The 12,244-nt window shown below is 34.5% G+C and carries 13 protein-coding genes and 1 tRNA gene; 11 read left to right on the forward strand and 3 right to left on the reverse strand.

What is annotated here, in order from left to right; all coding sequences use genetic code 11:
* Positions 1 to 9: 9 nt before the first annotated feature.
* Entirely contained in the window at positions 10 to 930 is a 921-nt protein-coding gene (locus tag SOI85_RS01665; RefSeq protein ID WP_320664499.1) for a DnaJ domain-containing protein, read from the reverse strand.
* A complete protein-coding gene (gene dnaK, locus SOI85_RS01670) occupies positions 914 to 2,905 on the reverse strand; it encodes a molecular chaperone DnaK (RefSeq protein WP_320664500.1) in 1,992 nt (663 codons plus the stop codon). Before dnaK ends, SOI85_RS01665 begins: the two co-directional genes overlap by 17 nt.
* Positions 2,906 to 3,054: 149 nt before the next feature.
* Here dnaK and pstC point away from each other — a divergent pair, with 149 nt between their 5' ends.
* The 3 genes from pstC to pstB are packed head-to-tail and all read left to right on the forward strand — an operon-like array spanning position 3,055 to position 5,777.
* Positions 3,055 to 4,005, forward strand: coding sequence for a phosphate ABC transporter permease subunit PstC (pstC, locus tag SOI85_RS01675; protein ID WP_320664501.1), 951 nt, complete (start codon positions 3,055 to 3,057; stop codon positions 4,003 to 4,005).
* Between the two features lie 33 nt (positions 4,006 to 4,038).
* On the forward strand, positions 4,039 to 4,929 hold the full coding sequence (gene pstA, locus SOI85_RS01680) for a phosphate ABC transporter permease PstA (RefSeq protein ID WP_320664502.1): 891 nt from the start codon (positions 4,039 to 4,041) through the stop codon (positions 4,927 to 4,929).
* A 38-nt stretch (positions 4,930 to 4,967) separates the two neighbouring features.
* On the forward strand, positions 4,968 to 5,777 hold the full coding sequence (pstB, locus tag SOI85_RS01685; RefSeq protein ID WP_320664503.1) for a phosphate ABC transporter ATP-binding protein PstB: 810 nt from the start codon (positions 4,968 to 4,970) through the stop codon (positions 5,775 to 5,777).
* A gap of 53 nt (positions 5,778 to 5,830) precedes the next feature.
* Here pstB and SOI85_RS01690 read toward each other — a convergent pair.
* Positions 5,831 to 5,917, reverse strand: a tRNA-Ser gene (locus SOI85_RS01690).
* Positions 5,918 to 6,255: 338 nt separating this feature from the next.
* On the opposite strand from SOI85_RS01690, the gene SOI85_RS01695 reads away from it, so the two are divergent.
* From SOI85_RS01695 to psaK, 8 genes are all read left to right on the forward strand, one after another.
* Entirely contained in the window at positions 6,256 to 7,146 is an 891-nt protein-coding gene (locus SOI85_RS01695) for an inositol monophosphatase family protein (RefSeq protein ID WP_320664504.1), read from the forward strand.
* Positions 7,147 to 7,153: 7 nt separating this feature from the next.
* Positions 7,154 to 8,335: an ATP phosphoribosyltransferase regulatory subunit gene (locus SOI85_RS01700; protein WP_320664505.1), complete on the forward strand. Its 1,182-nt coding sequence runs from the start codon at positions 7,154 to 7,156 to the stop codon at positions 8,333 to 8,335.
* Between the two features lie 114 nt (positions 8,336 to 8,449).
* Positions 8,450 to 10,360, forward strand: a complete 1,911-nt coding sequence (htpG, locus tag SOI85_RS01705) for a molecular chaperone HtpG (protein ID WP_320664506.1) — start codon at positions 8,450 to 8,452, stop codon at positions 10,358 to 10,360.
* Between the two features lie 54 nt (positions 10,361 to 10,414).
* Positions 10,415 to 10,651, forward strand: coding sequence for a 50S ribosomal protein L28 (gene rpmB / locus SOI85_RS01710; protein WP_320664507.1), 237 nt, complete (start codon positions 10,415 to 10,417; stop codon positions 10,649 to 10,651).
* A gap of 25 nt (positions 10,652 to 10,676) precedes the next feature.
* Positions 10,677 to 11,222: a peroxiredoxin gene (locus SOI85_RS01715; RefSeq protein ID WP_320664508.1), complete on the forward strand. Its 546-nt coding sequence runs from the start codon at positions 10,677 to 10,679 to the stop codon at positions 11,220 to 11,222.
* A 2-nt stretch (positions 11,223 to 11,224) separates the two neighbouring features.
* Positions 11,225 to 11,527: a DUF2499 domain-containing protein gene (locus SOI85_RS01720; protein WP_320664509.1), complete on the forward strand. Its 303-nt coding sequence runs from the start codon at positions 11,225 to 11,227 to the stop codon at positions 11,525 to 11,527.
* A gap of 5 nt (positions 11,528 to 11,532) precedes the next feature.
* On the forward strand, positions 11,533 to 11,859 hold the full coding sequence (locus SOI85_RS01725) for a DUF3593 domain-containing protein (RefSeq protein ID WP_320665095.1): 327 nt from the start codon (positions 11,533 to 11,535) through the stop codon (positions 11,857 to 11,859).
* Positions 11,860 to 11,930: 71 nt separating this feature from the next.
* Positions 11,931 to 12,191, forward strand: coding sequence for a photosystem I reaction center subunit PsaK (gene psaK, locus SOI85_RS01730; RefSeq protein ID WP_320664510.1), 261 nt, complete (start codon positions 11,931 to 11,933; stop codon positions 12,189 to 12,191).
* The last annotated feature ends 53 nt before the right edge of the window (positions 12,192 to 12,244 follow it).

The following is a 12,244-nucleotide window of genomic DNA, read 5'->3' on the forward strand; positions in this document are numbered from 1 at the left end:
GAGTTAAAGTTATTCAGTTTGATTTGATATTTCATGTAGTCTTCTATAAAGAGCCAATTCTGAGTCTGTAAGTTCATTAGGCATAATTATTACTATCTCGACATACTGATCACCAGTAATATCCTCGTAATTGAGCCCCCTTCCTCTCAATCTAAGAAGTCTTCCACTTGATGATCTAGGAGGAACTTGTAATGTCACGTATCCATTTAAGGTTGGAACTTCTACAGCACAACCAAGCAAAGCCTCTGGCGGTAGCAATTCAAGACGATAATTAACACGAAGACCATCTATACGAAGGCCTTCAGATGTCTGCACTCTTAGTTGAATAAAGTGATCTTTACCACTAAAAGCAATACCTGCTAAACGTAATCTCCAGCCATCTCCAGCAAACTTAGGTGTTCTTATTTCAACAATTGTGCCATCATCTAACTCAACTTCAACCTGAGAACCATTTAAAGCTTCATCAACAGTTAACTCAACAATAGATTCAAGATCTTCAACTAATTTAACTGGAGGTGGAGGCACTTCTGACGGTGTAGGCCAATATTCATTGGAACTTACATATGATTCATCATCAACTTGTTGTTCATAGCTAATATTATCTATTTGGTCAATTTCAGTATCATTTTCAATTCCAAGTACCAAAGAAATATATTCTTCATAAGAAGGAAATCCTTCTGCAAATAGATCATCATCACTTCTCTTAAAATCTGAATTAGATTCCCAAGCAACTCGCTTTTTCGGGTCACTTAATACAGCATATGCTTCATTAATTAATTTAAAACGTTCTTCAGCGCTTGAGTCATCTTTATTTAAATCTGGATGCCATTTCCTGGCCTCTTTCCTAAAAGCACTCTTAAGTTGTTGTAAATCACTGTCTTGGTCTAGCCCTAAAATAGACCAATAATCAGGCTTAGCGGTAGATGTCATTATCCCAGTTATCTAGATTTCGTCTGTCATTACTACTCCTATTATTTCTATTTTGATATTCCCAAGGATCATCATCATCCCAATAATCATCAGAGAACAATTCATCTTTTAATGAGCCAAAAGTATTTTTAATGCCTTGCAAGGGATTTGAATCAGTGTTTCTCTCAGCAGAGAGTCGTCTATTTAATCCAAATAATGCTTCTTGTAATGAGCCAAGTGCTAATTCTAGTTGGCTTAAATCATTTGATTCAAGTAAATCTTGAACATCTCTCATACAGATTTCTACTGCTCGTTGTTGTCTTTCCGCACCATAAGGCCCAAGCTCAAGTGCAGCATCGCGAAGTCTTCTTTCTGCTTGGGCAACAAGGGTCAAAGCACTATTATGCCTATCTATAGAAACTCTTTTTTTTCTATCTTCTGCTGCTTTTGTTTTGGCTTCTTCTAAGAGACGATTTATTTCATCTTGATTGAGATTAGAGCCACCATTAACGTTGACTGTTTGCTTCCTTCCAGTTGTTTTGTCAGTTGCACTTACTTCTAATAAGCCATTGGAATCAATATCAAATGCGACTTGAACCTGAGGAACTCCTCTGGGAGCAGGGGGAATACCGGATAATTTAAATTTTCCTAAGGATTTATTGTCAGTAGCAATTTGTCTTTCTCCTTGCCAAACATGTACTTCAACTGAAGATTGATTCGCCTCAGAGGTACTAAAAACATCTGACTGTCTAACAGGGATTGGAGTATTTCTTGGAATAAGTACTTTCATCAACCCTCCATAGGTTTCCAAACCTAGTGATAAGGGAGTTACGTCATTCAATAATAAATCCCTGAGTTCTCCTGAAAGAATTCCTGCTTGAACTGCAGCTCCCACTGCAACTACCTCATCAGGATTGACTGACTGACATGGCGGATTAGGAATTAATGTCCTAACCAGTTGTTGGACCATTGGCATACGAGTGCTTCCACCTACAAGTACAACCTCATCTATGTCTTCCGGCAACCAACCAGAATCACTAATAACTGTTCGAACAGGATCCAATAATCGATCTAATAAGTCAGTGCAAAGATCTTCTAAAACTTTTCTAGTTAAATTTGCTTCGATGTGAAGAGGACCATCTTTACCTGTAGAGATAAAAGGTAAAGAGATATGAGTTGATTGAACACCTGAAAGTTCTTGCTTAGCTTTTTCAGCAGCTTCGGTAAGACGCTGCAAAGATTGACGATCTCTTCTTAAATCAATTCCATTAGTGGTTAGGAAGCTTGAGGCAAGCCAATCAACAATTCTTTGATCAAAATCATTACCGCCTAATTGAGTATCACCGGAGGTCGCCTTCACATCAAATACACCATTTGCAATTCTCATAAGAGAAACATCAAAAGTACCTCCTCCAAGATCGAAAACTAGAGCCTTTTGAGCAGAATTTTTGTCAAATCCATAAGCCAAAGCAGCTGCTGTTGGTTCATTCAATATTCTCTCTACCTTTATTCCTGCTAGTAAAGCTGCATTTCTTGTAGCTTGACGTTGCGAATCATTGAAATATGCAGGCACTGTAATCACAGCTGAATCAACTGTTTCACTAAGGTAGGTTTCTGCATCATCTATTAACTTTCTAATAATGCTTCCAATTAGTTCTTCAGGGGCATACTCTCTTTCCGTTATCGGACAAGTGATTCGAACATTACTGTCTTCGTTTGATCTAACCGTATAAGGAACAGAAAGACTATTTTCGTCAAGCTCTTCCCAAGATCTACCAACGAATCTTTTCAAATTGGAAAAGGTATTTTTAGGATTTAGGACTAATTGTCTTCTTGCTAATTGACCAACAAGCAATTCTGCATCCTTGCTATAGCCCACTACAGAAGGAGTTGTTCGAGTTCCTTCGACATTAGAAACTACAACAGGTCTACCTGCTTCTAAAACCGCAAGCACGGAATTAGTGGTCCCTAGATCAATTCCAACGATTCTCCCCATGTGGATAATTATTGAGACTTAATCATAGGTTTATTAAAACTATTAAATACTTTTTTTGGAAGTGATGCTGACCGAAGGAAAGATACTTAATGCTCTTTTAGTGAAAAATAACCCAATAAGGAATAGATTTATGTATGAGTCTTTTTTAAATGAACCTTGTGTCAAATGAAAAATTCCAACTTAGACGAAGGCAATTAACTGAAAAGTTAATTGATATTGGCTTTAAAAATCTAGCAATTGCAATGGCTTGGATGGTAGCAGTAATACTTTTTGCGATTCTGGTCGTGGTGTTTTATGAATCGACAGAATCTATGGGTAAATATGGCTTGAAATTTTTAACCACATCTGATTGGAATCCAGTAACAGATGAATATGGAGCATTTACAGCAATTTACGGAACAATTGTTACTTCTTTGTCTGCGCTTATAATTGCTGTACCTTTAGGAGTAGGGACTGCAATATTTATCACCGAAAATATTGTCCCTATTCATATTAGAAATATTGTTGGGCTACTTGTTGAACTACTAGCAGCTATTCCATCAGTTGTTCTTGGATTATGGGCTGTTTTTGTAATGGAGCCTTTTATAAGACCTTTTCTCAAAATAATTTATGAGTTATTTGGATGGATACCCTTTTTTAGTACTGAACCTATTGGCCCAGGAATGGCACCAGCAATAATTATTTTAGTAATTATGATTTTACCAATCATTACATCAATATCTCGAGATTCACTAAATCAAGTTCCATCTCAACTCAGACAAGCTGCATATGGAATAGGAGCAACTCGTTGGTCGACAATATTCAATGTAATACTGCCAGCTGCAATATCTGGCATAACTGGGGGGATTTTACTAGCACTAGGTAGAGCAATGGGAGAGACTATGGCCGTAACAATGATAATAGGAAACTCTAATAACTTTAGCTGGTCAATTATGTCTCCAGGATATACAATTTCTGCAATGCTAGCCAATCAATTTGGTGAAGCTGATGGTAGTCAAGTTTCATCACTTATGTATGCTGCTTTTGTTCTTATGTTACTTACTTTACTTGTAAACATATTAGCTCAGTGGGTTGTCCAAAAATTAAAACTTAAGTACTGATAATTAATCAATTAAACAAAAGATATTATAATGATGAATTCAGATCTTTTACTCAAACCTAATTCCAGGAGAAATATTAAAGAGAAGTTATTAACTTCAATTGCTGTAATGTTTGCGATAATAGCTGTTTTACCATTAATTTTAGTAATTATCTATGTTCTAATAAAAGGCGGGTCACAGATCAATTGGGAAATCTTATTTTTAGAACCTCAACCTCCTGGAGATGACCTAGGTTCTGCAGGTGGAATTGGAAATGCGATAGTTGGAACACTTGTAATAACTACTATTTCTTCTATAATTTCAATACCTATTGGAGTTGGAGGCGGAATATATTTAGCTGAATATTCTAAGGGAGGTACATTCTCTAGATTTATTAGGTTTGGGACAAATGTTTTATCAGGTGTACCATCAATAATCGCTGGTGTATTTATCTACACCGTAATTGTAGTTACAAAGATATTATGGGGAAGTATGTTTAGTGGATTAGCTGGGGGGATGGCATTATCAATACTAATGTTGCCAACAGTTATTAAAACTACTGACGAAGGATTAAAGCTAGTTTCTGATGATTTACGTAAAGGAGCCTTAGGAGTAGGTGCTTCGATGTTCACGACAATAATACAAATAACATTACCCAAAGCCATTAGAACAATTGCGACAGGAATTATTCTTGGACTAGCAAGGGCATCAGGTGAAACAGCACCCTTAATTTTTACTGCATTATTTTCTTACTATCATATCACTGGTTTTGGTGATTTGTTATACGAGATGAGTTCATTATCGGTTCTTATTTATAACTTTGCGCTTGAACCATACGCTGCACAGAATGAATTAGCCTGGGCCGCATCATTTATACTAATTATATTTTTATTAGGTATCAACATCTTTTCAAGATTAATAAGTAAATTTGCCGAGAATGACTAATAACTATTAGAATAATAGAATATATAGCTTTAAAAAGGTTGGAACAAATAAACGATAATGAAACTGAAGAAATTGCTATATCTCTTCAGAATGTAACAATAAGCTATGGAAGCTTTGATGCGGTTAGGAATGTCTATTGCGATATACCCAAGGGTAAAGTTACGGCTCTTATCGGACCATCAGGCTGTGGAAAATCAACAGTCCTAAGATCACTAAATAGAATGAACGATTTAATAGATGGTTGCAAGCTTCAAGGCAGAGTTCTTTTTGAAGGTATTGATTTATATAGTAAAAATATTGACCCAGTAGAAGTTAGGAGAAGGATTGGTATGGTTTTCCAACAACCTAATCCTTTTCCAAAAAGCATTTATGAAAACATCGCTTTTGGAGCAAGAATAAACGGTTTTAAAGGAGACATGAATGAACTTGTAGAGAAATCGCTTCGAAAAGCAGCAGTTTGGGATGAGTGTAAAGACAAATTAAACAAAAGCGGATGCTCATTATCTGGAGGACAACAACAGAGACTTTGTATTGCTAGGACAATTGCAATCGAACCGGAAGTAATTTTAATGGATGAGCCATGTTCAGCTTTGGATCCAATCTCCACCTTAAAAATAGAAGAAACAATCCACGAGCTTAAGAAGAGCTACACCATCATTATCGTTACTCATAATATGCAACAAGCCCTGAGATTAAGTGACATGACAGCTTTTTATAATGCCGAGGCTCAAGCTGGTGCTGATGGAGGCAAAGTAGGTTATTTAGTCGAATTTGATAAAACAGATAAAATCTTTAGTTCTCCCTCTGAAAAATCAACTCAAGACTATATCTCTGGCAAATTTGGTTAAAATAATTAATCTTATCTCTTAAAGTCGATATCAAAGTTTTAAACCATAGTGAACGGAGAGAGAGGGATTCGAACCCTCGATAAGGTTGCCCCTATACAGCATTTCCAGTGCTGCGCCTTCAACCACTCGGCCACCTCTCCAAATTCCTTAGAGACTTAATCAGAAATTTTGGAATACTTGATAATCCTAATGATTCCAAGCAGAAATTCATAGGTCAATATAGAAACCAACGCAAAAATGAAATTTATTTAATTTAAACACTATTTCTTATGCCTAGAAGAAACACATTCATTCACGAGGAACTTTAATAGAACACAAACAGTAAATTTGCAAAGCTTAGACAAATCTGAAATTATATATTAATGAATACCGAACAACATATATATACATTTGAGAATCTAATTTAGGAAATTAAACTCCATATGAAGTAATGTAAGAAATTAAAATAATACATAAAAAGACATTTAAAGGACTTCTAATGGTTAATGACTCTATTTGCAAATCAGCTCTTAAAGCTTCCGGATTAAATACATCTCAGATCTCTAATCTATTAGAAGTTGCTAAATCAGCATCTAAAAAGGGGGGTGACATCCTTCATAAAAATTATGGACAACTAACAAAAATAGAAAACAAAGGAAGAGTTGGCGATCTCGTTACATCAGCAGATTTAGAGGCAGAAAAGGTTGTAATTAATTATTTAAAGAGTGAAACACCAGACATAGCAATATTAGCTGAGGAAAGTGGCAGCATAGGATCTGAAACAAATTTAATGTGGTTTATTGATCCACTTGATGGAACCACTAACTATGCCCACGGATATCCATTCTTCGCTACATCCGTTGGATTATGTTGGAATAACAGACCATTATTAGGAGCAATAACTATTCCTTTTCTAAAAGAAACATACTTTGCCGCACCTGGGGTTGGATCATTTTGCAATAGCGAACAAATTCAAGTATCAAAAACCAAGAAACTTATAGATAGCTTATTAGTAACTGGGTTTGCCTATGATAGACACACTGTAGATGAAAATAATTATGCTGAATTTTGTTGGTTAACCCACAACACAAGAGGGGTGAGAAGAGGAGGTGCTGCAGCTGTTGACCTAGCTTTTATTGCTTCAGGAAGACTAGACGGCTACTGGGAAAGAGGACTTGCAAAATGGGATTTGGCAGCTGGAGTACCTTTAGTAGAATTAGCAGGCGGAGTCGTTTGTAATTATCCAGATGGAAACTTCGATTTAAATTCTGGAAGGATACTGGCTTGTAATACGTCTCTAGAAAAAGAACTTAAAAAAGAACTTAAAAATGTCAAAAGAATTAATCCAGAGACACTTACTGCTTTAGCAAGCAATAACAATTTAAAATAAAATAAAAATGTCTACAAGATTGCAACCAGCTAAAGGAACTAGAGATTTAAACCCTCAAGAAGTGGAAATAAGCCATTTACTAACAAGTAAGTTGTCTAATGTCTTTAAATTATGGGGTTATGAAGAAGTCTCACCACCAATTATTGAAAGATTGGAAACATTAAAAGCGGGAGATGCAATTCAAAGTAAAGACATAATCAAACTTGTAGCAGATGAACAATTAGGATTAATTCCTGAAATGACTGCATCAATATCAAGAGTAGCTTCTACTAGATTTATAAATAGAAGTAGACCATTAAGACTATGGGCAAAAGGTAATGTTTATAAAACCAAGGACCTTAAAGAAGGAGGAGTCCAAATAGAGGAGGAGCAGCAAGCAGGAGTAGAGTTATTTGGACTTAAGTCAATAAATGCAGAGATAGAGTTACTCTCTCTATTACTAGAGTCATTAAAAACACTTGATCTTAAAAATAAGTTTCAACCGACTTTATTAATTGGTCATACAGATTTAATGGAACTAATTCTTGATGATTTCGAAGATGACCTAAGAGAATATATAAAAAGTCTTTTAATAAATATTGATATAGTATCAATTCAGAAACTGAAAATATCAGAGAAACAAAGAATAAAGCTGATGGAAATTCTTAAATGTAGAGGTAATCCATCCTACGTATTAAATATAATTAAAAAAACATATGGGAACGTTCCAATAATTAAGAAATTCAATAGTCTTTTTTCAATTATTGAGCCAATATCAAAGAACTATAATGTAAAAATACAATTTGACCCAACCTTTCACCCACACTTTGAACTTTATAATGGCTTCATGTTTAATCTTGTATGCAAAAGTATAACCAATCAAGTTGTAATTGCTAGGGGTGGTAGGTATGACAAAATTGTAAAACGTTTTTCTGACAATAGCGATCAAGCAGCTGGTGTTGGCTTCAGTATTTCTATAGATAAAATAAGAGAACTACTTAATGAGAGAGATATTAAAAACCAAATAAAGGAAAAGATTCTTATAGCCTACGATTCAACTAATAGAATTGAAAAAGCGCTCAATGTTCAAAAATCACTTCATAACAAAGGGAAAATAGCAATAATAGAATTTGCAGAATGTTCAAATAAACAAGCAGCAATAGAACTACTACAAAAGAGAGATTGCTCTGAACTTAACTGGATAGAATGATCGAAAGCTTAGATATAATATCACTATAAGAAAACAATAGTGCGGACAACACAACAATGAAAAATTCAAAAAAAATATAAGCTGTTAATATAGAAAAAATTTTTTTAATAGATCATGACGGTTTTAGAAGAAGGTCAGATTCAAATACATACTGAGAATATATTCCCAATAATTAAGAAAGCCGTTTACTCAGATCACGAAATTTTTCTAAGGGAACTTGTTAGCAACGGTGTTGATGCAATTAACAAAAGAAGAATGGTTTCTATGGCTGGAGATTGTATAGAAGGAGATATTGGCAAAATAAATATACGTATAGACCGGGAAAATAAAACACTTACATTTAGCGATAATGGAATAGGTATGTCTGCAGACGAAATTAAAAAATATATAAACCAAGTTGCATTTTCAAGTGCAGAAGAATTTCTTGAAAAGTATAAAAATGATCAGGATACTTTTATTGGTCACTTTGGATTGGGATTTTACTCATCATTTATGGTTGCAAAAAATGTGGAGATAATAAGTAAATCTGCTATAGAGGAAAATAACTCAATTAAATGGTCGTGCGATGGCTCACCTAATTTCACATTAGAAGAAGGGAATAGACAAGAAATAGGAACAGATATCATCCTACACTTAATGGACGAAGAACTTGAATATATAGAACCTACAAGAATTAAAACATTAATTACCAAGTATTGCGACTTCATGCCTATAGAAGTTGCTTTAGAAGGAGAAGTTATCAATAAAATGAATCCAGCATGGAGGAAGAATCAAAAAGAATTGGAGGATAAAGACTATATAGAACTGTATAAATACCTTTATCCATTTCAAGGAGAACCTCTTCTCTGGGTTCATTTAAATACAGATTACCCTTACAATTTACAAGGTATACTATTTTTCCCAAAAATAACAGGTAGAGCCGATTGGGAAAATGGAGAGATTAAACTTTACTGTAATCAAGTATTTGTTAGTGATTCTATTAAGGAAGTCGTACCTAAGTATCTTCTACCTTTAAGAGGGGTTTTAGATTCGGCTGATATACCACTTAATGTAAGCAGAAGTGCTCTTCAATCAGATAGAAGAGTCAAATCAATAGGAAATTTTGTTGCAAAAAAAGTTGCAGATAGATTAAAAGCTTTATATAAGGAAAACAATGAAAAGTATGCTGAGATATGGGATTCAATATCTCCATTCCTGAAGATAGGAGCAATGGAAGATGAAAAGTTTGCGGACTTAATTGAAAATATTATGCTTTATACCACTACATTAACAATTGATGAAGATACATCAGAAAAGAAGAAAGAAATAATTTCTGTAAAAGATAAGTGTTATACAACAATTAAGAATTATATTGACAGATTAGAAGAAGGTTCTGAGAAAAGAGTAATATATTCAACTGATGATTTGTCTCAACAAAATGCACTTAACCTATGGGTTGCTCAAGGAGTTGAAGTACTAAAAACAGACTCTGTTATCGATTCTCAATTTATTCCTTGGCTAGAAAACAGAAATAATGAAATAAAGTTTCAAAGAGTAGACTCTGAACTGGATAACAATTTGCAAGAAGACCTTCCAGAGTTGGTAGATAAGGATGGCGAGAATGACTCTGACAAAATTCAATTACTTGTGAAGTCTGCAATTAAAAAGGAGAATGTAACCATTCAAGTAAAAGCTTTAAAAGGAGAGAGTGCACCAGCTTCGATGATACTTTTACCCGAACAAATGCGCAGAATAAATGATATTGGAGCTCTAATGGAGCAAAGGTTGCCTGGATTACCAGACCACCATATTCTCCTAATTAATCAGAAACATTCATTGGTTCAAGGTCTACTAAAATTAGACTCTGCAGCTATAGTTTTAGACTCAAATGACGAATCCCCGTCGAGAAAGCTCAGTCTAGAATTGGCCAATCACTTATACGACATGGCCAAACTTTCAGTAGGAGGACTTGAGCCAAATGAATTGGCAGGCTTTTATTCTCGGAACGCTGATTTAATGGGAAAATTAGTTTCAAGTTATTCCTAACCCTAAACCCCTAGCTTTTGGTAAAATAAAAACACTACTTAAAAAGAAGAGGTTATGTCTAGAGTTTGCCAACTCACAGGTACAAAAGCTAATAATGGAATGTCAGTGAGTCATTCGCATATTCGTACGAAGAAATTACAACAAGCAAATTTACAAAAGAGAAGACTATGGTGGGCAGAAGGAAATAAATGGGTAAATTTAAGAATTACGACTAGAGCACTGAAAACAATACAAAAAAAAGGTTTAGGAAATTATGCCAAATCTCTTGGTATAGATTTAAAAAGTATTTAATCTGAGTAAAATTAAAGGGACATTAATGAATAGAAGAACTTTCATTCATATATTCACTATTTTTGTAACTTGTCTAATATCTCCTATTAAGTCCTCTGCAGGAAACGAGAGTATAATTTCTAGTAAAATCAAGGCTCCTGCTTTTAATTTATATGGTTTTGATTATAAGTCAAATAAAATAAAACAATATTCCTATGAAGAATTTAGAAATAGTTGGCTCGTAATATACTTCTACCCAGAAGATTTTACTGAAGGTTGCACTATTGAGGCTAATGGTTTCAGTAAATTAAAAAACGAATTCTCTAATAAAAATGCAAATATCTTAGGTATTAGCTCAGATAATATAGATAAGCATTCTAATTTTTGTGGCAAAAATCAACTTACATTTCCACTCTTAAGTGATCCTCAAGGAACAATAAGCAAGCAATATCATTCTTGGTCAGGCAGTAATTCTTCCAGGAATACATTCCTCATCAACCCAAGCGGCTATATTGAATCTAAATGGATATCAGTCAGCCCTATTCATCATGCTGAGGAAGTTTTGAATACGTTAATATCATTAACAACATAATCATGCATTCTCTATCTCTTCCAACATGGTTTATTCATATAGCAACAGTGCTTGAATGGACTTTAGCAATAATTTTAATCTCAATAATATCGTTTATTAATAAGAATAGGCCATTAAATTGGCTTGCATTATCTATGCTACCTAATCTGGCAAGTGCTATGGCAGCTGTTACTTGGCATATATTTGATAATACTATAGAATTGAAAGGGCTTGTTGTAATTCAAGCAGCACTAACTGTTATTGGAAATTCTGCTATGGCGTTGGCCGCATATAATTTATACAAAAAAGAAACTATTAGCTTATGAATACTATGCTTTCGAAAATACTTTTACTTTTAAATTCAACAGACCCCTCAGCTTTCTTTATCTTATCATTATTTCCCTATATCATTTTTTTGTATTGGGCACAAAAATGTTTATCAATTCCTAGGACTTCTCTAATAGGGTTTAGATTAACTCTCCTTTTTGTACTAATGACAATTATCTTTGCAATAATTTCACTTATTTACTTTGGCGATGAACTAACGAATATTGACCCTCTCCATGGAGCGGCAGAAGCATTCTTAACTCTTAGTGATGCCTTTATTGCATGGGGTTTCATACAGATGCTGAAACCAGAAGAAGTAAAAAACTCTTAAGCAAGAATCAAATAGATAAAAAAAGGGGTAATTTTATTAGAGAATACAAATAGCTTAATTAGGACTCATTAATGCTTACGACTATCTTTGCTGTTGCAGATCCTGTCACTTTTCAATGGTCTCCAAAGTGCGCAGTAGTAATGATCATATGCAATCTGCTCGCTTATGCGATTGCCAGAGCAAATATCGAGAAGCCTAATGAAGGATTTCCAATGCCAAACCCACAATATTATGGAGGACTAAGTCATGGCTCCTTTGTAGCAGCTAACTGCCTAGGTCATGTTTTAGGTATAGGTTCAATTCTGGGGCTAGCAGCAAGGGGAGTCCTTTAAATTATAAACAAATTAAAAATTGAAGATATAAATAGTAGGTAAAAGAGAAGAAA

This window comes from Prochlorococcus sp. MIT 1223, from assembly GCF_034092465.1.
Lineage (GTDB): Bacteria > Cyanobacteriota > Cyanobacteriia > PCC-6307 > Cyanobiaceae > AG-402-N21.